This window comes from Rhizobacter fulvus (assembly GCF_964020785.1).
The window spans coordinates 533,029-553,705 of the sequence record NZ_OZ224516.1 but is presented as its reverse complement, the minus strand read 5'-3'; the positions used below and the strand labels follow the sequence as shown (position 1 = coordinate 553,705).

Annotated in this window: 24 protein-coding genes; 12 read left to right on the top strand and 12 right to left on the bottom strand. The window is 69.1% G+C overall.

All coding sequences use genetic code 11. The features are described 5' to 3' along the window. Positions 1–4: 4 nt before the first annotated feature. From ACWH49_RS02700 to ACWH49_RS02680, 5 genes are read right to left on the bottom strand one after another with little or no spacing between them, the layout of a single operon-like run. Positions 5–475: a pilus assembly PilX family protein gene (locus ACWH49_RS02700; RefSeq protein ID WP_448170046.1), complete on the bottom strand. Its 471-nt coding sequence runs from the start codon at positions 473–475 to the stop codon at positions 5–7. Then, entirely contained in the window at positions 472–1,632 is a 1,161-nt protein-coding gene (locus tag ACWH49_RS02695) for a PilW family protein (protein ID WP_448170045.1), read from the bottom strand. Before ACWH49_RS02695 ends, ACWH49_RS02700 begins: the two co-directional genes overlap by 4 nt. An 8-nt stretch (positions 1,633–1,640) precedes the next feature. After that, positions 1,641–2,240 (bottom strand): type IV pilus modification protein PilV, encoded by a 600-nt coding sequence (pilV, locus tag ACWH49_RS02690; RefSeq protein WP_448170044.1) that lies wholly within the window; start codon positions 2,238–2,240, stop codon positions 1,641–1,643. Positions 2,241–2,251: 11 nt separating this feature from the next. Then, the gene (locus ACWH49_RS02685) at positions 2,252–2,740 is read right to left on the bottom strand and encodes a GspH/FimT family pseudopilin (protein WP_448170043.1); all 489 of its coding nucleotides are present in this window, start codon (positions 2,738–2,740) and stop codon (positions 2,252–2,254) included. Beyond that, positions 2,737–3,186: a type IV pilin protein gene (locus ACWH49_RS02680; RefSeq protein WP_448170042.1), complete on the bottom strand. Its 450-nt coding sequence runs from the start codon at positions 3,184–3,186 to the stop codon at positions 2,737–2,739. The genes ACWH49_RS02685 and ACWH49_RS02680 overlap by 4 nt, the downstream gene beginning before the upstream one ends. A gap of 291 nt (positions 3,187–3,477) precedes the next feature. Between ACWH49_RS02680 and ACWH49_RS02675 the strand changes: the two genes are divergently transcribed. Continuing rightward, positions 3,478–3,906 carry a hypothetical protein gene (locus ACWH49_RS02675; protein WP_448170041.1) on the top strand — a complete coding sequence of 143 codons (429 nt, stop codon included), beginning with the start codon at positions 3,478–3,480 and terminating at the stop codon, positions 3,904–3,906. An 18-nt stretch (positions 3,907–3,924) separates the two neighbouring features. Here the strand turns inward: ACWH49_RS02675 and ACWH49_RS02670 are convergent, their stop codons facing one another. Then, entirely contained in the window at positions 3,925–4,233 is a 309-nt protein-coding gene (locus ACWH49_RS02670) for a putative signal transducing protein (RefSeq protein ID WP_448170040.1), read from the bottom strand. 82 nt (positions 4,234–4,315) lie between these two features. On the opposite strand from ACWH49_RS02670, the gene ACWH49_RS02665 reads away from it, so the two are divergent. From ACWH49_RS02665 to ACWH49_RS02655, 3 genes are all read left to right on the top strand, one after another. After that, positions 4,316–4,894 (top strand): TetR/AcrR family transcriptional regulator, encoded by a 579-nt coding sequence (locus tag ACWH49_RS02665; RefSeq protein WP_448170039.1) that lies wholly within the window; start codon positions 4,316–4,318, stop codon positions 4,892–4,894. Positions 4,895–4,980: 86 nt separating this feature from the next. After that, the gene (locus ACWH49_RS02660) at positions 4,981–5,691 is read left to right on the top strand and encodes an SDR family oxidoreductase (RefSeq protein ID WP_448170038.1); all 711 of its coding nucleotides are present in this window, start codon (positions 4,981–4,983) and stop codon (positions 5,689–5,691) included. Then, the gene (locus tag ACWH49_RS02655) at positions 5,691–7,106 is read left to right on the top strand and encodes an MATE family efflux transporter (protein WP_448170037.1); all 1,416 of its coding nucleotides are present in this window, start codon (positions 5,691–5,693) and stop codon (positions 7,104–7,106) included. Before ACWH49_RS02660 ends, ACWH49_RS02655 begins: the two co-directional genes overlap by 1 nt. Before the next feature lie 6 nt (positions 7,107–7,112). Here the strand turns inward: ACWH49_RS02655 and ACWH49_RS02650 are convergent, their stop codons facing one another. Next, positions 7,113–8,027: a LysR family transcriptional regulator gene (locus ACWH49_RS02650; protein WP_448170036.1), complete on the bottom strand. Its 915-nt coding sequence runs from the start codon at positions 8,025–8,027 to the stop codon at positions 7,113–7,115. A 114-nt stretch (positions 8,028–8,141) separates the two neighbouring features. Between ACWH49_RS02650 and ACWH49_RS02645 the strand changes: the two genes are divergently transcribed. The 4 genes from ACWH49_RS02645 (at position 8,142) to ACWH49_RS02630 (ending at position 11,942) form a co-directional block, all read left to right on the top strand. Continuing rightward, the gene (locus tag ACWH49_RS02645) at positions 8,142–9,503 is read left to right on the top strand and encodes an acyclic terpene utilization AtuA family protein (RefSeq protein ID WP_448170035.1); all 1,362 of its coding nucleotides are present in this window, start codon (positions 8,142–8,144) and stop codon (positions 9,501–9,503) included. Then, a complete protein-coding gene (locus ACWH49_RS02640) occupies positions 9,500–9,859 on the top strand; it encodes an AtuA-related protein (RefSeq protein ID WP_448170034.1) in 360 nt (119 codons plus the stop codon). Before ACWH49_RS02645 ends, ACWH49_RS02640 begins: the two co-directional genes overlap by 4 nt. Positions 9,860–9,901: 42 nt before the next feature. Then, a complete protein-coding gene (locus ACWH49_RS02635; RefSeq protein ID WP_448170033.1) occupies positions 9,902–10,882 on the top strand; it encodes a Bug family tripartite tricarboxylate transporter substrate binding protein in 981 nt (326 codons plus the stop codon). Positions 10,883–10,946: 64 nt separating this feature from the next. After that, on the top strand, positions 10,947–11,942 hold the full coding sequence (locus ACWH49_RS02630; RefSeq protein ID WP_448170032.1) for a quinone oxidoreductase family protein: 996 nt from the start codon (positions 10,947–10,949) through the stop codon (positions 11,940–11,942). Positions 11,943–11,981: 39 nt separating this feature from the next. Here the strand turns inward: ACWH49_RS02630 and lspA are convergent, their stop codons facing one another. The 5 genes from lspA to ACWH49_RS02605 form a co-directional block, all read right to left on the bottom strand. Continuing rightward, positions 11,982–12,473: a signal peptidase II gene (gene lspA / locus ACWH49_RS02625; protein WP_448170031.1), complete on the bottom strand. Its 492-nt coding sequence runs from the start codon at positions 12,471–12,473 to the stop codon at positions 11,982–11,984. A 2-nt stretch (positions 12,474–12,475) separates the two neighbouring features. Then, positions 12,476–15,337: an isoleucine--tRNA ligase gene (gene ileS / locus ACWH49_RS02620; RefSeq protein ID WP_448170030.1), complete on the bottom strand. Its 2,862-nt coding sequence runs from the start codon at positions 15,335–15,337 to the stop codon at positions 12,476–12,478. A gap of 101 nt (positions 15,338–15,438) precedes the next feature. Then, on the bottom strand, positions 15,439–16,464 hold the full coding sequence (locus ACWH49_RS02615; protein WP_448170029.1) for a bifunctional riboflavin kinase/FAD synthetase: 1,026 nt from the start codon (positions 16,462–16,464) through the stop codon (positions 15,439–15,441). Positions 16,465–16,487: 23 nt separating this feature from the next. Continuing rightward, positions 16,488–17,687: a helix-turn-helix domain-containing protein gene (locus ACWH49_RS02610; RefSeq protein ID WP_448170028.1), complete on the bottom strand. Its 1,200-nt coding sequence runs from the start codon at positions 17,685–17,687 to the stop codon at positions 16,488–16,490. 72 nt (positions 17,688–17,759) lie between these two features. Continuing rightward, a complete protein-coding gene (locus ACWH49_RS02605; RefSeq protein WP_448170027.1) occupies positions 17,760–18,260 on the bottom strand; it encodes an MgtC/SapB family protein in 501 nt (166 codons plus the stop codon). 105 nt (positions 18,261–18,365) lie between these two features. Here ACWH49_RS02605 and ACWH49_RS02600 point away from each other — a divergent pair, with 105 nt between their 5' ends. Genes ACWH49_RS02600 through ACWH49_RS02585 form a run of 4 tightly spaced genes read left to right on the top strand, consistent with a single transcriptional unit; the run spans position 18,366 to position 20,667 of the window. Next, positions 18,366–19,403: an RNA methyltransferase gene (locus tag ACWH49_RS02600; RefSeq protein ID WP_448170026.1), complete on the top strand. Its 1,038-nt coding sequence runs from the start codon at positions 18,366–18,368 to the stop codon at positions 19,401–19,403. Next, positions 19,400–19,993 (top strand): 3'-5' exonuclease, encoded by a 594-nt coding sequence (locus ACWH49_RS02595; protein ID WP_448170025.1) that lies wholly within the window; start codon positions 19,400–19,402, stop codon positions 19,991–19,993. Before ACWH49_RS02600 ends, ACWH49_RS02595 begins: the two co-directional genes overlap by 4 nt. Before the next feature lie 46 nt (positions 19,994–20,039). Next, on the top strand, positions 20,040–20,372 hold the full coding sequence (locus tag ACWH49_RS02590) for a hypothetical protein (protein WP_448170024.1): 333 nt from the start codon (positions 20,040–20,042) through the stop codon (positions 20,370–20,372). Between the two features lie 31 nt (positions 20,373–20,403). Beyond that, the gene (locus ACWH49_RS02585; RefSeq protein WP_448170023.1) at positions 20,404–20,667 is read left to right on the top strand and encodes a DUF2277 domain-containing protein; all 264 of its coding nucleotides are present in this window, start codon (positions 20,404–20,406) and stop codon (positions 20,665–20,667) included. Positions 20,668–20,677 lie beyond the last annotated feature (10 nt).

Sequence of the window (20,677 nt, the reverse complement as noted above, 5' to 3'; positions counted from 1 at the left end):
CGTGTCAGACGCAATCCGGCGTACCGGGCGCTGAGGTCTGCATGCCTTGACGCACCTGGACCTTGGCCCCGGTGTTCGTGTCCGTGGCGGTCGCCTGAAGGCGCCACGCCAGATTCTTCGGCGCCTGCGCCGCGATCGAATAGCTGTAACCCGGAATCGGCCGCAGCGAGTAGCAGGTGGGCTTGTCGAAAACGACCGAGTAGGTCACCGCGGCGCCGGTGGCATCCACCGACGAGGCCGCGGATGCGGGCGAGCTGAACGTCGCCGGATCCGAAATCTTGGCGTCGATCACCCGTTGGGCCGCGTTTTGCGCTTCAGCAGCCAGCTGCACGTTGCGCGAAATGCGCAGGTTGACGATGCTGGAACTGATGGCGCTGATGCCGAACAACGTGACGATCACCAGCAGAATCAGCGCGATGACGAGGGTGGAACCGCGTTGCGGGTGGTGAAGGTTGCTTGCGGGTCGCATGGTCATTGCTCACGCCTCATGCTTTGATTGTTTAGTCGCACTTGCAGCTGATACAGGTGGCGCTTGTAGCGCTTGTCCGCGGTACTCGGGGTGTAGGTACCGGCCAGCCCGAGCGCGTACGTCTTTGCATCGGTGTAATCCGGGCTCGCCTCGGTGTTGCGGGCGACCAGGTTGACCCGGACGGCGACGACGTTCCCCCAGTCGGTGACGGAGCACGCCGAGCAGTCCACGTAGGTGTCTGGAGAGCCGTCGGCATTGCTGTCCAGTCCGTAGTCGAACGCCATGGCTTCGATTCCTTCGGCGATCGGAACCGGATCCGAAAACACCGCGCTGGCGCCGGAGCCGAGCAATTCGACCATCTTCAAAGTGGGAATCGGTGAGCCGCCATCCGCAGCGGCGGAACAAGCCGTCCCGGACGACGGCCGGCTGCAAGGGCTCAGGAAGTAGATGCGCGTGATGTACCGATAAACCGGTGCGTTGATCAGATTCGTCGCCGAGCCGGTGGAGACTTTGAGCGTTGCGAAATTGGTGGCTGCGTTGCTCTTGGTCGCGAAGCTCACGTCGTCCACATTGCTCTGCACGTACAGCGTCGCGGCGTCGAGCGTGGCGATGGCAGCGGTAGCCGCCGTGGCGTTCGGCGCCCAGTCCAGTGAGCCCAATGCAACATTGGCGGGTGTCGGCAACGTGGTTGCCGGGCTGGCGAACCGCACGACGAGGACGGAACTGAATGCGCCAGTCGAAAAGTTCGCAGCATCGATGCAGGTCATGGCGGCGGCTGCCGCCGAAGTCACCGCGGTGACGCCCTGCACCGGAAAGGCCTTGGCGTTCTTGAACGCGGCCGTCGCGTAGCCTGTGTCGCACGGGTCCGGCAGGGTCGCCGGGAAAGCGGAGGTGCCCGGCGTGGGCAGACCGTAGAACTCGCCGTAGAAGCCGGCGTTGTGAAGGTCCTCCGAGATTCGCTGGGCCGCGTAGCGTCCGTTCTCGATCTGGCGGCCCGCCTTGTCCAGTTCCGCCCGGGTGTTGCTGTTGCGTGCCAGCAAGGTGAGCATGCCAGCGATCAAGAAAAGACCCAAGGTCAGCGCGACCATGAGCTCGATCAACGACAGGCCGCTTGCGCGCCGGCGCCCGCTGATCGTGCGCCGCAAGAGTGTGTGTGTGGTCATGGCGCGCCTCAGTTCAACGTCGCGACTTGCAGCGTCGCGCTGACGACACGTCGCAAAGCCTCGTCGCCGTACAGGCCCGTTCCACAGTTCAGCGCGGCGGGAGGGGCGGCTGTCGGCGCCGTGCCCATCCAGGCGATCGACACCGTGTAGACGCCGCCGCCGTTGGCGACCACGCAACCCCGGGCGGCACTGATGGCGCCCACGCTCCCGGAACCGAGTGCTTCGCTGGCGCCGAACAGCGCATTGCTCCAGCTGGTGAGGTCCGCATTCGCGACCGCCTGGGCGACCAGGCTGCCCGCCGTGCACGCCGGGATGATGCTTGTTCCCGCCGTCGCGGCCGACCCATCGCTCTTGGTGCCCGCAAACGGAGCGCCCGTGCCTGCCGCCGTGATGGCGTAGCAAGACGCCACCAGGCGGTTAGCCTGCAGCCTGTCGATCATGTCCTGCAGCAGCAACATGGCTTGCTTGCGTTGGTACGACTCGTATTCCGCCTGGGTGGCTCGCACCTGCACGCCAGCCATACCCAGTAACCCGAGCAGCAGGACCAGGATCGCGACGAGCACCTCGATGAGGGTGAAGCCCGACTGAGAAGATTGGCGCAGTTTCATGGTGCTGGCGATCAGGGACAGGTGGCCGAGCCCGTCAGAACTCGGGAACGTGGGACGCCTGCCGGGTCGATGGTCATGCAGCGGCGCCCGGCGGCCGTGCTGCCGGTTGCCGCCAACTCGACATACGAGGCGCTCCCGCTCACCAGTCGCCCGTCGATCTGGTACGTCAACGCAGTCGCGTCGGAGGTCAGGCTCAACCCCTTGGGGCTGTCCTGGTCGCGAAAGGTGGTGGTCCCGTCGGAGATGGTCCAGCCATTGTTCCAACTGCCGCTCTTGGCCGCCACCGTCACCGTGGCGCGTCGCTTCACCGCCTCGCTGCGCGCGAGCATCAAGGTCGAATAGAGATCGAACGATCCGGTCTTGACGCGCTGCGACAGCGTGAACGTTCGGAACGAAGGCACCACCACAACGAGCAGGATGGCGGCGACCGAGATCGTCACCATCAGTTCGATGAGCGTGAAGCCGCGCTGACCCAGCGCCGTGGAGGAGAGCCGGTTCATTGCCATTTTGTGAGGGGCGACTTGATCCCGGTGCTGGTCAGGCCCAGGTTGCCATCGGTCTGTTGAGTGCCCTTGGCGGTTGCGATCACGCAGTACTGCGCCGGCGCAGGACAAGTCCCGGCATTGGTCAGATCGATCTTGAAGTCGTACCGTGCGGAAAGGTCGCCAGGCACCGCGTAGTTCAAGCCAGGCGAGCCCGCCGAGGGGGCATTCGCGAAATTGGCGTTCGTGGAGACGGCCACGTAACTTCTCTGGTCGAGCAGCACTTGCTCTTCACGCGCTGCGGCCGACAGCATGAAGCTCTGCGCAGCTGAGCGATTGGCCTTGCGCACGTAAGCCTGGTAGGAAGGCAATGCGATCGCGGTCAAGATCGCCACGATGGCAATCGTGATCATCAGCTCGATCAGCGTGAAGCCACTCGCTCTCGAAGTCCGGAGGATTGCCATGAAGTGAATCGACCTTTCATCGCCGCCGGCATGCGCATCAGAGCGCCCAGCGGGCTTCAGTAGACGGGTTGGGCCCGTACGGAAGCGGATTACATCCCAAAGAGGCCCCAGAATCTTCGTTGCCTGGCGCGTGGAGCGACAGGCGGCGAGCGAAGAGCGACGGGTGGCGAAGACTGTGTCCAAAGTGCGACGTAAGTCACACCCGGGACTTTGCTTGACTGCTGGACATGGCCCACTTCCGGGTGGATGATTGTTTCTCGAGTGTTACGCCGCAAGGGAACGGATGCACGTATGACGCCAGGCCCTCCGCCTACTCCGCCATCAGAAGGCGGGTTCGAGTTCGAGCTGACCGATTTTCAATCGGCCAGGGAAGCGCTCGATGAGTCGGTGATCGAGATTGCACGTCACAACGCGCGACCGATCGACGCTGCCGAATGGGAAAGACGTCGCCGGCCGCTTTCTCCGGTCGACAAGGCGCTGACGGGTGAAGCCATCACCTGGATGCTGTCGCTCCCCGAATCAGTACGACCCGAGCATCTTGCGGAACGCATGCCGCGACTGGCCAACCAAATCGCTGCAGCGTGGAACGACAAGGCTCGTTGTCTCGGCGCACTGCGAGCCCTGACCGTCGATGACCGCGGCGGCCGCAGGGGACTTCCGGTCGCCGTCTTGGCCGATGTCCGTAGCTTGCAACAGTTCCTGACCGACGCGCCGGATTGACCGACCCTGATCCGGAGATCAGGAGGCCGGCATGGCTGCCCCGCACCTCCAGCATTGCTCGAACGGCCCCTCGACCAGTTCTCCGCAGGCCTGGCAGCTCCAGCGCCGATTGGGTGGGTTGCGCAGTTCGTCGAGCAAGCGACCGGCCGCGTCGACCTGCTCCGCATTCACGACCCACAACTCCGGCAGCGTCTGATCCGGCGGCACCTCGCCGGCGATGCTGCTGGCGTACTGCCGCTGCACCGTCGTAGGCACTCCCGCGTGCGTCAGCAGGTCCGCCCACAGCGTGGCCAGGGCGAGGTTCGGTGCGGTCGTGAGGCGCTTCATCGGGGTTCAGTGTCCCGCATTCCCACGGGGTTTTCTCTGCGGGAATATGATGCTTGTCATATTTGCGAGTTCCTTCATCGCCATGACCTCTGAACCTTCCCGAAAGCAGCGCACCCACGACCGCATCGTCGACGTCGCGGCCACTGCCGTCCGGCGCGACGGATATGCCGGGGTCGGGGTGGCGGACATCATGAAGCAGGCCGGACTGACGCACGGCGGGTTCTACGCGCACTTCGATTCGCGCGACCACTTGCTGGCCGAGGCGATCGAGCGCGCGGGGGCCCGTTCGATGGAGCGGATGCGCAAGGTGACCGAGCGCGCCGGACCGGATGAGGCCTTGAGTGCGTTCGTCGATGCGTATCTCTCCGACGCCCACGTCGACGCGCCCGAGGAGGGCTGCACGCTCGCGGCCCTCGGCACCGAGACGCCACGCCAGGCGCCCGAGGTTCGGAACGTCTGCGCGCGGCGCCTGAAGGACATGGTCGATCTGGTCGAACGCCAGTTGCCCGCCTGGGGCGAGCCGGGTCAGCATGACAAGGCGCTCGCGATCCTGAGTTGCATGGTCGGCGCCATGGTGCTGGCGCGTGCCAGCGGCGACAAGCGGGTGTCCGAAGACGTGCGCCGTGCCGCCAAAGCCTTGATCCAGCGCGCCGCCGACTAGGCGCCTGCCTGCCGCATCTTGTGTTTCTTCAATAATATGACGACCGTCATATTCACTTCAACATTCCTTCCAACGAAAGTCCTGCCATGAACCTCCAGAACGCCGTCGTCCTCGTCACCGGTGCCAATCGCGGCCTCGGCCAAGCCTTCGTGGACGCGCTGCGCGCGGCTGGTGCGCGCAAGGTGTATGCAGGAGCGCGCGATCCGTCGACCATCACCTTGGCGGGCGTCGTGCCGGTGCGGCTCGACGTCACCGACGCCGCCGACATTGCCGCTGCCGTGCATGCCTGCCCCGACCTCACGCTGTTGATCAACAACGCCGGCATCTCGCGCGGCTCGTCGCTGCTCGCGCCGGGCAGTGCCGAGGCGGCGCGGGCCGAGTTGGAAACCAACTTCTTCGGCCCGCTGGCGCTCAGCCAGGCCTTCGCGCCGGTGCTGAAGGCCAATGGGGGCGGTGCGATCGTCAACGTGCTGTCGGTGCTGAGCTGGCTCAGCCTGCCGGGCGTCGCGACCTACAGCGCGTCGAAGTCGGCGGCGTGGTCGGTGACGAACGGCTTGCGCAACGAGTTGCGCGCGCAGGGCACGCGCGTGGTCGGGGTGCATGTGGGCTACATGGACACCGACATGACGAAGGGGCTCGACGCACCGAAGGCGAGCCCGCATGACGTGGTCGCTCAGGTACTGGCCGCGCTGGAATCGGGTGCCGACGAAGTGCTGGCCGACGACCTGAGCCGCCAGGTCCGCCAGGGGCTGGCCGCGCCGCGCGGCGTGTACCTCGGCGAAGCGGTCGCACCCTGATGTCCGCCGACCCGGCCGCCAGCCCTGCGCTGGACCCGCGCACCCGCCTGCTGCTCGAGGGGCCGATCGTGCGCACCCTGCTGCGGCTGGGCGCGCCGAACATGCTGGTGATGGTGGCGCAGGCCTCGGCCGGGCTGATCGAGACCTACTTCGTCGGCCGGCTGGGCACCGATGCGCTGACCGGCATGGCGCTGGTCTTCCCGCTCGTGATGCTGATGCAGATGACCTCGGCCGGCGCCATGGGAGGTGGCATCGCCTCCGCGGTGGCGCGCGCACTCGGTGCGCGTCGGCGGGACGATGCGAACGCGCTGGTCGGTCACGCTTTGATGATCGGCACCGGCTTCGGCCTCGCGTTCACGCTCGTGCTGCACCTGTGGGGCGAAACGCTGTACGCGCGCATGGGCGGCACGGGCGCCTCGCTGGCGGCGGCGCTGGTCTACTCGAACTGGGTGTTCGCCGGCGCGGTGCTGGTCTGGCTGTTCAATTCGATGGCCGCGCTGATCCGCGGCACCGGCAACATGCGCGTACCGGCCAACGTGACGATCGTCGGCACGGTGCTGCTGGTGCCGATGTCGCAGGTGTTCATCTTCGGCATCGGCGGCTGGGCGGGTCTGGGCATCGCGGGCGGTGCGCTGGCACTGCTGAGCTACTACGCGCTGGGCTGCATCGCGCTCGGGCTGTACCTGGCGTCGAAGCACAGCCTGCTCGCGCCGAGCTGGGCCAGTTTCCGGCCGCGCGCGGCGCTGTTCGCCGACATCCTGAAGGTCGGCCTGGTCGGCGCGATCTCGACGGTCGCGACCAACCTCGCGATCGGCATCGCGACCGCGCAGGTCGGACAGTTCGGGCCGACAGCGATCGCCGGTTACGGCACCGCGTCACGACTCGAGTACCTGCTCGTGCCGCTGGTGTTCGGCTTCGGCGGGCCGCTGGTCGCGATGGTCGGCACCTGCATCGGTGCCGGCCAGCGCGAACGGGCGCTGCGTGCGGCCTGGATCGGCGCCGCGCTGTCGGCCGGGTTGACCGAGCTGATCGGCCTGGCGGCGGCCCTTTGGCCACACGCGTGGCTGTCGCTGTTCGGCACCGACCCGGCGATGCTCGAAGCCGGAACCAAGTACCTGCACGTCGTCGGCCCCGTCTACGGTTTCTTCGGACTGGCGCTGTCGCTGTACTTCGCGTCGCAGGGGGCGGGGCGGCTGATGTGGCCGGTGTGGGGCAACGTGGCGCGGCTGCTGGTCGCGGGCATCGGCGGCTGGCTGGCGCTTCGCTCCGGCGCGGGGTTGACGGGCGTGTTCGTCGCGCAGGCGGCGGCGCTGGTGGTCTATGGGTCGCTCAATGCATGGGCGATCCGGGCCGGGGCCTGGTTCGGGCCGCTGCGCTGGACAGCGGGGTCACGTGCCGGGTTGCGGTCCGCCTGATCGCGGTCAGCGCTTCGTGTGTCCGATCGATGTGCCGGCGCCCGGTCGGCGCGCGAGCACCCAGTCGCAGAAGGCCTGCGCGGCCACCGACAGCCCTCGGTCGCGCCGCCGCACCAGGTAGATCCTGCGCCTCAGCCCCGGCCAGGACAGCGGCACGATCGCCAGCTCGGGAGATCGGAATTGATAGAGGGTGAGCGCGGGCACGATGCTGATGCCCAGCCCGGCGCGCACCATGCCGGCCACCGTCGCGAGCTGATCGACCTCGAGCACCGAGGCGAAGCCGTGCGGGTGCGTCGCGGCGTCGAGGTACTGGCGCACGCTCGACGTGCGCGCCAGGTGGATGAACGGTTCGCCCGCGAGCTCCTTCGGGCGCGGGTTGTGGCGCTTCGCCAGCGCGTGCGTGCGCGGGCACACGAGGTGGAAGTCGTCGCTGCAGAACAGGTCGGCGCGCAGTTCGGGGGTCTCGGCGCGCGTGGCGGCCAGGGCGAAGTCGGCCAGGCCGGCGCGCACGCGGTCGATGCACGGCTCGGACAGCACGTCCGCCACCGCGAGCCCGATCCCCGGGTGCGCCGCGCGAAACCCGGCCAGCACGTCCGGCAGCCAGTCGGCCGCCAGCGACGGCAGCAAGGCGATCGACACCTTGCCGATGCGTCGCGCCGCCCGGTCGCGCATGCCCGAAGCTGCCGCATCGACCTCGTCGAGGATGCGCCGCGTCGCGCGCTCGAACGCCTCGCCCTCGGCCGTCAGCGCGACGTGTCGCGTCGTGCGGTCGAACAGGCGCACGCCCACGTCGTCCTCGAGCTGTCGGATCAGCGCACTGAATGCCGGCTGCGACAGATGGCTCGACGCCGCCGCGCGCGTGAAGTTGCGCGATTCGGCCAGGGCCAGGAAGGCGCGCAGCTGACGGGTCGATAGATTCATCGGCAAAGCAAATCAATTCATCGGAAATTCCGATTTCACAGAATAACTTCACGTCTCTACATTCGCCATCACCCATTCACCGAAGCGCCGCGGCGACGGCGCGCCAGGAGACCCATGATCACGATGCCCTTGCGCGTCGGCTGCGCGGCCGGCTTCTCCGGTGACCGCACCGATGCGGCCGGTCCGGTCGTCGATGCGCTGATCGATGCGGGCGGGCCGGCCGTGCTGATCTTCGAGACCCTGGCCGAGCGCACGCTGGCGCTGGCGCAGATCGCCCGGCGAGCCGATCCGGCCGCCGGCTACGAGCCCTTGCTCGACGACATGCTGGCGCCGGTGCTGGCGCGTTGCCTGGGCGCGGGCGTGCGCATCGTCAGCAACTTCGGCGCCGCCAATCCGGTCGGTGCCGCGCGGCGCATCCTCGCGCTGGCGCACGAGCTTGGCCTGCGCACGCCGCGCATCGCGGTGGTGGAGGGCGATGACCTGGCGGACGCCGCCCATCGCGCCCTGCTGGCGGACACGCTCGGCCCAGCCGGCTCGACGCTGCAGATCGTCTGCGCCAACGCCTATCTGGGCGCCGATGCGATCGCCGACGCCCTGCTCGCCGGGGCCGAGATCGTCGTCTGCGGCCGCGTGGCCGATCCGTCGCTCGTCGTGGGCCCTGCGCTCGCGCACTTCGGCTGGGCGCGCGACGACTGGGACCGCATCGCCCGCGCCACGATGGCCGGGCACCTGCTCGAATGCGGCGCGCAGGTCAGCGGCGGCTACTACGCCGATCCCGGCTTCAAGGACGTGCCCGGACTCGCCCACCTCGGCTACCCGATCGCCGAGATCGATGCCGAGGGCGACTGCGTGATCACCAAGCCGCCCGGCACGGGCGGATGCATCGACGCGCACACCGTCAAGGAACAGTTGCTCTACGAAATTCACGACCCGGGCGCCTACCTGACGCCCGACGTGGTGGCCGACATCGGCGCCGCCGAGGTGATCGACCTCGGCCATGACCGCGTGCAGCTGCGCGGCGTGCGCGGCCACCCGCGGCCGGCGACGCTCAAGGTCAACGTCTGCCACGAGACCGGCTGGTTCGCCGAGGGCGAGATCTCCTACGCAGGCGCGCGCGCCGAGGCGCGCGCGCGGCTGGCGGCCGAGGTGCTGCAGCAGCGGCTGCACGAACTGGGTCCGCTGCGTGTCGACCTGATCGGCGCCGCCAGCGTCTTCGGCGACGACGGCGGGCGCTGGCTCGCGCAGCAGCAGGTCGGCGAAGGCCGTGACATCCGCCTGCGCGTCGCCGTCAACCAGCCGACGCGCCGCAGCGCCGAGCGCCTGGTGCGCGAGGTGACCGCGCTGTACTGCTGCGGCCCGGCGGGTGGCGGCGGCGTGCGCACCGTGCTCCGGCCACGTCTGGGCACGGTCTCGTGCCTGGTGCCGCGCGCGCAGGTGCCTGCGACGCATCGCTTCGTGACGGGAGACGGCGCATGAGCGCTTCGCTGACCGTGCCGCTCTACCGCGTCGCCCATGGCCGCACCGGCGACAAGGGCGACCGCTCCAACATCAGTGTCATCGCCTGGCACCCGGCGTTGTGGCCGGTGCTGGTCGAGCAGGTGACGGAAGGCGCGGTGGCACATCAGTTCGTCCACCGGCGCCCGACCCGGGTGGCGCGCTACCTCTGCCCGACACTGCATGCGATGAACTTCGTGCTCGACGGCGTGCTCGACGGCGGCGTCAACGACGCATTGAACCTCGACAGCCATGGCAAGGCGTTGTCGTTCCTGTTGCTCGACCTGCCCATCCAGCTGCCGCGCGCACTCGATCGCCACCTGGTCGGGCCAGGCTGACCTTCCCCTGTTTCGTTCAAGACCACTTCCGGAGACAAGCCCATGCTCACCACGATTCCTTCGCGACGCCACTCGCTCGCCATTGCCGCCGCACTCGTCGCGGTGGCCGCGTTCCCTGCGGCCGCGCAGACCTATCCGGCCAAGCCGGTCACGTTCGTCGTGCCGTTCGCGGCCGGGAGCGCGACCGACCAGCTCGCGCGTGCGCTTGGCCAATCGGTGACCGAGCAGACGAAGCAGGCGGTCGTCGTCGACAACAAGGCGGGTGCCAGCGGCATGCTGGCCGCCCAGGCCGTGGCCCGCAGCGCGGCCGACGGCTACAGCGTGCTGATCACGACCAACACGACCCAGTCCGCCAACGAGCACCTCTACAAGAAGCTGCCCTACGACCCGGTCAAGGATTTCGCACCGGTCACCGGGCTGGGCAAGGGCGGCCAGGTGCTGGTGGTCAACGTGGCCTCGCCGTACCGCAGCGTGGCCGACCTGCTCGCCGCCGCGCGCAAGTCGCCGGGCAAGCTGAGTTTCGGCAGCGGCAGCTCGTCCAGCCGCGTCGCCGGCGAGATGCTCAAGCAGCTGAGCGGCACCGAGATCCTGCACGTGCCCTACAAGAGCAATCCGCTGGCCATCACCGACCTGCTCGGGGGGCAGATCGACCTGATGATCACCGACACCTCGACCGGTCTGCCGCAGGTCAAGTCGGGCAAGCTGCGCGCACTCGGCTACTCGACCCACAAGCGCAGCACGCAGCTGCCCGACGTGCCGACGATCGAAGAGGCCGGCGTGAAGGGCTACGACATGGGCTACTGGTTCGCCGCCTACGTGCCGGCCGGCACGCCGGCTCCAGTGGTCGCACGGCTGCATGAGCTGCTCGTCAACGCGGTCAAGGCGGCGCCCGCCAAGGCCTTCTTCGACATGAGCGGCTCCGAGGCCTGGACCACGTCGCCCGATGAACTGGCGCGCTTCCAGGCCGCGGACACGCAAAAATGGGGCAAGGTGATCAAGGCCGCCGGCATCGAGCCCGAATAATCGCTCGCGCCGGCAAGGACGGGGCGTTGCTGGCACCATAGCGGTCCGATTCAGGAGACCGCGCATGACCCAGAGCAACAACCCCACTGTCCGCATCGAGAAGCAGGGCGGCCCCGAGGAGATGCACCTCGTCGACATGCCCGTCGGCGAGCCCGGCGCCGGCGAGATCCGCATCCGCCATCACGCCTGCGGCCTGAACTTCATCGATGTCTACCAGCGCTCGGGCGTGTATCCCCTCGCGACGCCGCTGTCGCTCGGCATGGAGGCGGCCGGCGTCGTCGAGGCGGTCGGCGAGGGCGTCACGCACCTGAAGGCGGGAGACCGCGCCGCCTATGCCAGCAACCCGCCGGGCGCCTATTGCACGCTGCGCGTGATGCCGGCGCGCAATGTCGTCAAGCTGCCCGACGCGATCTCGTTCGAGACCGGCGCCGCAATGATGCTGAAGGGCCTGACCGCGCAATACCTGCTGCGCAAGACGCTGCCGCAGGGCGGCCTGCAGGCCGGCGACTTCGTGCTGTTCCACGCCGCCGCCGGCGGTGTCGGGCTGATCGCCTGCCAGTGGGCCAAGGCGCTCGGGCTGCAGCTGATCGGCACCGCCGGCTCGGACGAGAAATGCGCGCTCGCCAAGGCGAATGGCGCGGCCCACGTCATCAACTACCGCACCGAGGATTTCGCGGCACGTGTCAAGGAGATCACCGGCGGTCGGGGCGTGAAGGTCGTCTACGACTCGGTCGGCAAGGACACCTGGGACAAGTCGCTCGACTGCCTGCGCCCGTTCGGCCTGATGGCCAGCTTCGGCAACGCCTCGGGCGTGGTGCCGCCGTTCGCACCCGGCATGCTGGGCGCGAAGGGCTCGCTCTACGTGACGCGGCAGACGCTGTTCACCCACATCGCCACGCGCGAGGCCACGCAGGCGATGGCCGACGAACTGTTCGCGGTCGTCACCAATGGCCAGGTCAAGATCCACATCGAGCAGCGCTACCCGCTGGCCGACGTGATCCGGGCGCATCGCGACCTGGAGGCGCGCAAGACCACCGGCTGCAGCATCCTGATGCCCTGAGCCGACCGAACGGCGAGGGCCGGCGCGCGCAACCGCGCGTCAGCGCCCGCGTCGCACGCGCAGCAGTTCGTCGAGGATCAGCAGCGCCGCGCCGACCGTGATCGCGCTGTCGGCGACGTTGAACGACGGGAACGCGGCGCCGCGCCAGTGCAGCTGGATGAAGTCGACGACCGAGCCGTGAAGGAGCCGGTCGATCACGTTGCCGATCGCGCCGCCCAGGATCAGCGCCAGCGCCCAGCCGAACAGCCGCTGGCCGCCGTGGCGCGCCAGCATCCAGACGATGAAGACGGCCGCCACGACCGCCAGCCCGACGAACAGCCAGCGCTGCCAGCCGGACGATGCGTGCAGGAACGAGAACGCCGCGCCGGTGTTGCGCCAGTGGACGATGTTGAAGAACGAGGTGATCGTGTGGCTGTCGCCGATCGCCATCGTGCGCAGGATCATCGCCTTCGTGATCTGGTCGAGCAGGATCACGATCGCGGCGATGCCCAGCCAGGGCAGCAGCGAGCTGCCTGATTTCTTCGCGGCCATGTTCAGGCGATCGTCCGGGTTTCGCCGGCGCCGAACAGGTTGGTGACGCAGCGGCCGCAGAGGGTCGGGTGCGCGGCATCCGCGCCCACGTCGTCGCGGTAGTGCCAGCAGCGGTCGCACTTGGTCGAGGTCGACGGTGCGACCGCCACGTTCAGCTCGGTCGCGCTCGTCAGCACCGCCTTCGAGGTGATCGTGACGAAGCGCAGGTCCTCGCCCAACGAAGCGAGCAGGGCATGGTCGGCTTCGTTGGCGCCGATCGCGAGGTTCGCCTGCAGCGACGAACCGAGCTGGCCGGCGGTGCGCACCGCTTCGATCTCCTTGTTCGCGACATCGCGGATCGCGCGGATGCGCGCCCACTTCGCGAGCAGCGCGTCGTCGCCCCACGCCGAGGTGTCGCTGTAGGTCTCGACGAAGATCGACACCGATTGGCCCGGCGCGAACACCTTCCACGCCTCCTCGGCGGTGAAGCTCAGGAACGGCGCCATCCAGCGCAGCATCGCATGCGTGATGTGCCACAGCGCGGTCTGCGCCGAGCGGCGCGCGGCGCTCTTCGGTGCGGTCGTGTAGAGGCGGTCCTTCAGCACGTCGAGGTAGAACGCACCGAGGTCCTCGCTGCAGAAGACCTGCAGCTTCGCGACCACCGGGTGGAACTCGTAGACCTCATAGTGCGCGAGCACCTCGGCCTGGAACTGCGCTGCGCGCGCCAGGGCCCAGCGGTCGATCTCGAGCATCTCGGCCAGCGGCACGGCATCGGTCGCGGCGTCGAAGTCGCTGGTGTTGGCGAGCAGGAAGCGCAGCGTGTTGCGGATGCGGCGGTACGAATCGACGACGCGGTCGAGGATCTTCTCGTCGATGCCGAGGTCGCCCGAGTAGTCGGTCGCCGCGCACCACAGGCGGATGATCTCGGCGCCGCGCTTTTGCACCGAGTCCTGCAGCGAGATGAAGTTGCCCAGGCTCTTGCTCATCTTGCGGCCCGAGCCGTCGACCGTGAAGCCGTGGGTCAGCAGGCCGCGGTAGGGCGCGTGGTCCTCCATCGCGCAGGCGATCAGCAGCGACGAGTGGAACCAGCCGCGGTGCTGGTCGTGGCCTTCGAGGTAGAGATCGGCCTCGGGACCTTCCTCGCTCGTGACACCGGGGTGGCTGCCGCGCAGCACGTGGAAGAAGGTCGAGCCCGAGTCGAACCAGACGTCGAGGATGTCGTTGCTCTTGATGTAGTTCGCGCCTTCGGCGCCGAGCACATCCGTGGCGCTGAGCTTCGACCAGGCTTCGACCCCGCCTTGCTCGACGATGTCGGCCGCCCGGTCGATCAGCGCCAGCGTGTCGGGGTGCAGCTCGCCGCTCTCCTTGTGCAGGAACAGCGGCAGCGGCACGCCCCAGTTGCGCTGGCGGCTGATGCACCAGTCGGGCCGGTTGGCGATCATGTCGTGCAGGCGCGCCTTGCCGTTCTCCGGGTAGAACGTGGTCTGCTCGATCGCGGCGAGCGCGGTCTGGCGCAGCGACCTCGAAGGCGTCTCGGTCTGGAACACGCCGGCCGTGCCTTGCGCGGCCTCGTCCATGCGCACGAACCACTGCGCCGCGGCGCGGTAGATCACCGGCGTCTTGTGGCGCCAGCAGTGCGGGTAGCTGTGCGTCAGCGTGGAGGTCGCGAACAGCCGGCCCGCGTCGCGCAGCGCATCGGCCACCAGCGGCGCGGCCTTCCAGATGTTTAGGCCGCCGAACAGCGGCAGGCTCGCCTCGTAGCGCCCGTCGCCCTGCACCGGGTTCAGGATGTCGTCGAGCGCCAGCCCGTGCGCGCGGCAGGAGTTGAAGTCCTCGATGCCGTAGGCCGGCGACGAGTGGACGATGCCGGTGCCGTCGTCGGCGGTAGCGTACTCGGCGGCATAGACCGGGGCGGTGCGGTCGTAGCCCGGGTCGACGTGCGCGAGCGGGTGCTTGAAGGTCAGGCCTTCGAGCTTCGCGCCGGTGGTCGTCGCCAGGACGGTTCCCTCGAGGTCATACCGTGCAAGGCATTTCAGCACCAGCGCGCTCGCGAGCACCAGCAGCCCGCGCGGCGTGTCGACCAGCGAATACTCGATCGCCGGGCCGACGTTCAGGGCCTGGTTGGCCGGGATGGTCCATGCGGTCGTGGTCCAGATCACCGCGAAGGCATCGTTCGCCAGCGTGGGCAGGCCGAACGCCGCCGCGAGCTTGTCGGGTTCGGCCGCGAGGAAGCCGACATCGACCGTCTGCGACTTCTTGTCCGCGTACTCGATCTCGAACTCGGCCAGCGACGAGTGGCAGTCGAAGCACCAGTACACCGGCTTCAGCCCGCGGTAGACGACGCCGCGCTCGATGATCTTCTTCAGCACGCGGATCTCGTTGGCCTCGTTGCCGAAGTCCATCGTGCGGTACGGGTGCTCCCAGTCGCCGAGCACGCCGACGCGCTTGAAGTCGGTCATCTGCTGCGCGATCTGCTCGCCCGCGTAGGCGCGGCTCTTCGCCTGCACGTCGGCACGCTCCAGGTTGCGGCCGAAGGTCTTCTCGATCTGGTTCTCGATCGGCAGGCCGTGGCAGTCCCAGCCCGGCGTGTAGCGCGCGTCCAGGCCCTTGAGCTGGCGCGCCTTGACGATCATGTCCTTCAGGATCTTGTTGGCGGCGTGGCCGACGTGCAGCGTGCCGTTGGCGTAGGGCGGACCGTCGTGCAGCACGAAGCGGGGGCGGCCGACGCGGGCGTCGCGCAGGCGCTGGTAGATGCCTTGATCCGTCCATTCCTTGACCCAGCCGGGCTCGCGCTTGGGCAGGTCGCCGCGCATCGGGAACGGCGTGTCGGGCAGGTTCAGCGTGGATCGGTAGTCGGTCTTCGGAGTCTGGTCTGGGGTAGACATGGTGGCGCTCGGAGGTTGCGTTGCCGGCTCGGGCAGCGAACAGGAGGGAGACCCGCGCGGGGGCGCGGGTGCGCTTCGAGATCGGGCGGGCGGCGCGCCCGTCAAATAATTCGGTCGCGGCTGGTCTGGCGGTGCTCGGCCGCGTGCGCCGCCAGAAACTCGCGGGCGTCGACCACGTCTTTCTCGATCGCGGCGGTCAACGCCGGCAGCCCGTCGTAGCGGGCCTCGTCGCGAAGTTTGTGCAGCAGTTCCACGCGCACGAGTTTACCGTAGCCCCCCTCGGGGCCGAGCGCAGCGGGCCAATCGAGCACATAGGTCTCGAGCGAGACGCGCCCGCTGTCGTCGACCGTCGGCCGCTTGCCCAGGCTCGCGACGCCGTCGAGCGGCCGGTCCGTCAGGCCGTGGACCCGGACCGCGAAGATCCCGAGCGCGGCCGGCTTCGGGTGGCTGAAGCGCAGGTTGAGCGTGCGGAAGCCGTCGCTGCCGCCCGGTGCGCTGGCCCCGAGGCTGCGACCCAGCTTCTTGCCGTGCACCACGTGGCCGCTGATGCTGTACGGGCGGCCCAGCAACGCCGTGACCTGGCCCATGTCGCCCGCGGCGAGCGCCTCGCGCACCGCGGAGCTGGACACGCGCAGGCCGCGCACCTCGTAGCTGTTCATGCGCGCGACGTCGAAGCCCGCGCGCTGCCCGGCCGCGTCGAGCATCGCGTAGTCGCCGGCGCGTTTCGCACCGAACCGGAAGTCGTCGCCGACCAGCACGTACTTCGTGCCCAGGCCGCGGACCAGCACGTCGTCGATGAAGGCCTGCGGCGATTGCGCGGCGAAGCGCCGGTCGAACCGCAGCACGACGGTCTGGTCGACCCCGCAGCGCACCAGTTCGCTGAGCTTGTCGCGCAGCGTGGCGATGCGCGCCGGGGCCAGCTCGGGCTTGCCGGCCATCGCGGCGAAAAAGTCGCGCGGGTGCGGCTCGAAGGTCATCACGCACGCCGGCAGGCCGCGGTGCTGGGCCTCGGATTTCAGCAGCGCCAGCATCGCCTGGTGGCCGCGGTGGACGCCGTCGAAGTTGCCGATCGTGAGCGCGCAGGCGGGCGCGATGCCAGGGTGATGGAAGCCGCGGAACACTTGCATATGCGCGGCATTATCGACGCGGGCTACACGTCGGCCGGCTCCGGCTCCGCCTTCGCCTGCTTGAGATGCCGGTAGATCAGGCCGCGCGACACGCCGAGCTTGCGGGCGGCCTTGGACACGTTGCCGGCGCACGCCTGCAGCGTCTGGACGATCAGGTGGCGGTCGTTGTCGCGCAGCGTCGCCGCCACCGGCTCGGCTACCGGAATGCGCGCGGGCTCGGCGCGCGCAGGCGCGCGCAGCTGGACCAGCGGGCCGGCGCCGTCACGGGCCTGCATGCGGGCGGCGATCCAGACGTTCAGCCCGTTCGGCAACCGGTGCAGCGCCGCATCGGATGCGCGGGTGAGCAGGGCCAGCCGGTTCAGCGCGATGCCGAAGACATCGTCGGCATGCAGCCCGGCCTCGCCCTGCTCGACGCCGAGCAGGCGCGCCGCGACGTTGTTCAGCCAGGCGATGCGTCCGCTCGCGTCGAGCCCGGCCAGCCCTTCCATCGGCGTGCCGAGCAGCGCGGGCGAGGTCTGCAGGTGCACGACCAGGTGCTCGCTCGATTGCGCCCTGAGCAACTGGTTCTCGATCGTCGTCGCGTAGAGCGCGACCACCGCGGCGGCGTCGAAGCCGAACGGCCGGCCTTCCGAGGTCAGGTCGAGCACCGCCGCGAGGCGCCCGTGCACGTCGCGGATCGGCGCGGCCGCGCAATGCAGCTGCTGCAGGTTGCCGAAGAAATGCTCGCCGCCGAGCACCAGGCAGGGCTGTTCGGTGCGCAGCGTGACACCGGGCGCGCCGGTGCCGATGTGCTCTTCGTCGAGGCTGACGCCGACCCGGCGCGCCAGCGGCAGCAGCACCTCGCCGTGGTCCGCCGCCGAACGGGTGGCATGCACGACGACGCCCTGGTGGTCGGTCAGGATCGCGGTGCAGGCGGTGCCGGCCAGCGTGTCCTCGAGCTGCACCAGGTCGGTGGCCGCGGCCTGCAGCAGCACCTGGCTGCGCGACAGCGCCGAGTGGATGCGGCTCGGCGTCACCGGGTTGAAGGCGATGCGCTCGACCGGATCGCGGTGCCCGTGGACGCAGCGCGACCACGACTGGATCACGCTCTCGCTGACCAGGCCCGACGGTCGCACCCCGTCCTCGAAATAGCGCTGGCGCGCCAGCGCGAGACGCTGCTGCGGTGTCGAGAAGAAGGGTTGCGGCGGCAACGGGCCGCGAGTTGATCGTTGATCCAAGCGCATTCTCCGATCCGGTTCGCCGCGCAGTGTGGCAGAAGTGGGGGACAGAAATCCAGTGCCGTGCCTGACGGGCGATCAGCGCGGGGGCGGACGGGAATCCCATGGGCGTGGCTCGAGCCAGCGCGGCACGAGCGCCAGGATCGCCAGCGCGAGCAAGGTGCTGATCACCGCGGTGGTTTCGCGGCCGAGCCCGCAGGCGATGCCGATGGCCGCGGTCATCCAGACGCCCGCCGCGGTGGTGAGCCCCTGAACGCTTTCCTCACGCTGCTGCTTGATGATCGCGCCGGCGCCCAGGAAGCCGATGCCGGCGACCACGCCATGGATCACGCGGCTCATGTCGGCGATGCCCATGCCGCCCTGCTGCGGCACCAGCACGAACAGCGCCGCGCCGATCGCCACCAGCATGTGGGTCCGGATGCCCGCTGCCTTGCCCTTGTGCTCGCGCTCGTAGCCCAGCACGCCGCCGAGTAGCGCCGCCAGCAACAGGCGCAGCACCAGGCGGGTGAGCTGGGCGACATCGGGGACGTCCGAGAACTCGGCGCGCAGCGTGTCGAGGATCTGGTCGGTCAGGCTCATGCGCGGCTCCGCAGGCGGCGATGCCGCGATGGGCCGCGATCGTCGCACCCGCGCGCGCCGCAGGCAAATCGGGGGAATTGAGCCAGCGCCTAAACTCCGGCGTCCATGCGCATCGAAACCATCCGCCGCCGCCTGCGCGAGCACGGCGCCCAGGCCTGCCACGAGCACCGCGTGCTGCGCCTGTGGGCGATGGCGCTGCCGCAGCACAGCGGCAAGCGCAAGCCCGAGGACTTCCTCCCGCTCACGGTCCGCGCGATGCTGCCGGCGCTGGTCGACGACCTGGCGGGTCTGGCGCGGCTGCGGTCGGAGCACCCGGCCGGGGACGGCTCGTCGCGCCTGCTGGTCGAACTGGCCGATGGCCAGGCGGTCGAGAGCGTGCTGCTGCCGCGCGGCGGGTTGTGCGTGTCGACGCAACTCGGCTGCGCCGTCGGCTGCGTGTTCTGCATGACGGGCCGCGAGGGTCTGCTGCGCCAGTTGGGCAGTGCCGAGATCGTCGCGCAGGTCGCGCTCGCGCGCACCCTGCGGCCGGTCAAGAAGGTCGTGTTCATGGGCATGGGCGAACCGGCGCACAACCTCGACAACGTGACCGAGGCCATCGAGCTGCTCGGCCGCGAGGGCGGCATCGGCCACAAGAGCCTGGTGTTCTCGACGGTCGGCGACCGGCGGGTATTCGACGTGCTGCCGCGGCTGCAGGTCAAGCCGGCGCTCGCGCTCTCGCTGCACTCCACCGACGCCGAACGGCGCGCCTGCCTGCTGCCGCGCGCGCCGCGGATCGATCCGGCCGAGCTGGTCGAGCTCGGCGAGCGCTACGCCCGCGCGACCGGCTACCCGATCCAGTACCAGTGGACGCTGCTGGCCGGCGTCAACGACGGCGACGACGAGCTCGACGGCATCGTCGCGCTGCTGCGCGGCAAGTTCGCGCTGCTCAACATGATCCCCTACAACGCCGTCGACGGTCTGGCCTTCGAACGGCCACTGCCGGAGCGCGCCGAAGCGATCGCGCGTGCACTGCACGCCCGCGGCGTGCTGACCAAGCTGCGCCAGTCGGCCGGGCAGGAAGTGGACGGCGGCTGCGGGCAGTTGCGCGCCCGCGCGCTCGCGCCGGTCACGTTCCACCCGCGTCGCGCCGAGGCGCTCGCATGACCGACGTCCCGTTCACGCCCGACAAGGAGCAGATCGCCGCGCTCGAGCCGTTCGAACGGCTGCCGCTCGAACGCATCGAACTGATCGCGACCGGCAGCCATGCCGAGCGCGCGATCGCCGAGCTGGCGGGCGCGACGATGCTGGGCTTCGACACCGAATCGAAGCCCACCTTCGCGAAGGGCGAGGTCTCCGACGGCCCGCACATCGTGCAACTCGCAACGCTGGAGAAGGCCTGGATCTTCCAGCTGCACGACGCCGATTGCCGCGCGGTGCTGTGCGAGCTGCTGGCCACGCACGCCGGCCGGAAGGTCGGCTTCGGTCTCGGCGACGACATGCGCCGCATCCGCGGCAAGCTCGGCGTCGAGGCGCGCGGCGTGGTCGACCTGAACCACCTGTTCCGCGCCCGGGGCTACCGCAAGGACATCGGCGTCAAGACCGCGGTCGCGCTGCTGTTCGGCAAGCGGTTCCTGAAGTCGGGCAAGGCGAGCACCTCCAACTGGGCCGCGCGCCAGCTCAGCGAGGGCCAGCTGCTGTACGCGGCGAACGATGCATGGGCCGCGGCGCGGGTCTACGAGGCCATGAACCGCTGACGTTGCTGTACCCTCGAAGGCTGACTGCGTTCCAGGAGACACGACGATGAAAGACTTCCCCGCCCGCGAAAAGCTCGACCTCACCGAGAAGGTGGCGCGCTACCTGGTGCTGGCCGGCACGCTGGACAAGAACTCGGCGCCCGACGACTACGACATGGCGAACGAGCTCAGCCTGGAACTCGCAATGGTGCTGCCCAGCGCCATCTACCGCGCCATGGTCGAGGCCGCGACGCACCCGGACGGAAAGGTCAACCCCGCGGTCGTCGCGGTGATGATGCGCGAGCAGCTGCTCGGTGCCGACGACCCGGCGCTGCACCCGGAACAGGTCGCGATCCACACCCCCGGCGTCATGACCAAGCCGCGCAGCAAGGCGCACTGACGACGTTGTCGACGAAACAGGAGGGCGGGCGATGTGCCGCAGCATCAAGACCCTGTACAACTTCGAGCCGCCGGTCACGGCGGACGAGATCCGCGCGGCCTCGCTGCAGTTCGTGCGCAAGCTCAGCGGCTTCAACAAGCCGTCCAAGGTGAACGAGGCGGCCTTCGGCCAGGCGGTCGACGAGATCACCGCGGTGGCGGCGGTGCTGCTGGCCTCGCTCGAGACGCGGGCCGCGCCGCGCCATCGCGACGATCTGGCATCGGCGCGCATGTCGCGCCCCGGCGAGCCGGCCTGACGGCCGGCGC

Excerpts from the sequence above, each read along its gene's own strand:
- ACWH49_RS02590 (WP_448170024.1), top strand. The coding sequence starts at position 20,040 with ATGAAAGACTTCCCCGCCCGCGAAAAGCTCGACCTCACCGAGAAGGTG.
- ACWH49_RS02680 (WP_448170042.1), bottom strand. The coding sequence starts at position 3,186 with ATGGCAATCCTCCGGACTTCGAGAGCGAGTGGCTTCACGCTGATCGAG.
- lspA (WP_448170031.1), bottom strand. The coding sequence starts at position 12,473 with ATGGCCGCGAAGAAATCAGGCAGCTCGCTGCTGCCCTGGCTGGGCATC.
- ACWH49_RS02700 (WP_448170046.1), bottom strand. The coding sequence starts at position 475 with ATGACCATGCGACCCGCAAGCAACCTTCACCACCCGCAACGCGGTTCC.
- ACWH49_RS02600 (WP_448170026.1), top strand. The coding sequence starts at position 18,366 with ATGCGCATCGAAACCATCCGCCGCCGCCTGCGCGAGCACGGCGCCCAG.
- ACWH49_RS02660 (WP_448170038.1), top strand. The coding sequence starts at position 4,981 with ATGAACCTCCAGAACGCCGTCGTCCTCGTCACCGGTGCCAATCGCGGC.
- ACWH49_RS02650 (WP_448170036.1), bottom strand. The coding sequence starts at position 8,027 with ATGAATCTATCGACCCGTCAGCTGCGCGCCTTCCTGGCCCTGGCCGAA.
- ACWH49_RS02675 (WP_448170041.1), top strand. The coding sequence starts at position 3,478 with ATGACGCCAGGCCCTCCGCCTACTCCGCCATCAGAAGGCGGGTTCGAG.
- ACWH49_RS02635 (WP_448170033.1), top strand. The coding sequence starts at position 9,902 with ATGCTCACCACGATTCCTTCGCGACGCCACTCGCTCGCCATTGCCGCC.
- ileS (WP_448170030.1), bottom strand. The coding sequence starts at position 15,337 with ATGTCTACCCCAGACCAGACTCCGAAGACCGACTACCGATCCACGCTG.
- ACWH49_RS02645 (WP_448170035.1), top strand. The coding sequence starts at position 8,142 with ATGATCACGATGCCCTTGCGCGTCGGCTGCGCGGCCGGCTTCTCCGGT.
- ACWH49_RS02655 (WP_448170037.1), top strand. The coding sequence starts at position 5,691 with ATGTCCGCCGACCCGGCCGCCAGCCCTGCGCTGGACCCGCGCACCCGC.
- ACWH49_RS02595 (WP_448170025.1), top strand. The coding sequence starts at position 19,400 with ATGACCGACGTCCCGTTCACGCCCGACAAGGAGCAGATCGCCGCGCTC.
- ACWH49_RS02610 (WP_448170028.1), bottom strand. The coding sequence starts at position 17,687 with ATGCGCTTGGATCAACGATCAACTCGCGGCCCGTTGCCGCCGCAACCC.
- ACWH49_RS02640 (WP_448170034.1), top strand. The coding sequence starts at position 9,500 with ATGAGCGCTTCGCTGACCGTGCCGCTCTACCGCGTCGCCCATGGCCGC.
- ACWH49_RS02605 (WP_448170027.1), bottom strand. The coding sequence starts at position 18,260 with ATGAGCCTGACCGACCAGATCCTCGACACGCTGCGCGCCGAGTTCTCG.
- ACWH49_RS02695 (WP_448170045.1), bottom strand. The coding sequence starts at position 1,632 with ATGACCACACACACACTCTTGCGGCGCACGATCAGCGGGCGCCGGCGC.
- pilV (WP_448170044.1), bottom strand. The coding sequence starts at position 2,240 with ATGAAACTGCGCCAATCTTCTCAGTCGGGCTTCACCCTCATCGAGGTG.
- ACWH49_RS02685 (WP_448170043.1), bottom strand. The coding sequence starts at position 2,740 with ATGAACCGGCTCTCCTCCACGGCGCTGGGTCAGCGCGGCTTCACGCTC.
- ACWH49_RS02665 (WP_448170039.1), top strand. The coding sequence starts at position 4,316 with ATGACCTCTGAACCTTCCCGAAAGCAGCGCACCCACGACCGCATCGTC.
- ACWH49_RS02615 (WP_448170029.1), bottom strand. The coding sequence starts at position 16,464 with ATGCAAGTGTTCCGCGGCTTCCATCACCCTGGCATCGCGCCCGCCTGC.
- ACWH49_RS02670 (WP_448170040.1), bottom strand. The coding sequence starts at position 4,233 with ATGAAGCGCCTCACGACCGCACCGAACCTCGCCCTGGCCACGCTGTGG.
- ACWH49_RS02585 (WP_448170023.1), top strand. The coding sequence starts at position 20,404 with ATGTGCCGCAGCATCAAGACCCTGTACAACTTCGAGCCGCCGGTCACG.
- ACWH49_RS02630 (WP_448170032.1), top strand. The coding sequence starts at position 10,947 with ATGACCCAGAGCAACAACCCCACTGTCCGCATCGAGAAGCAGGGCGGC.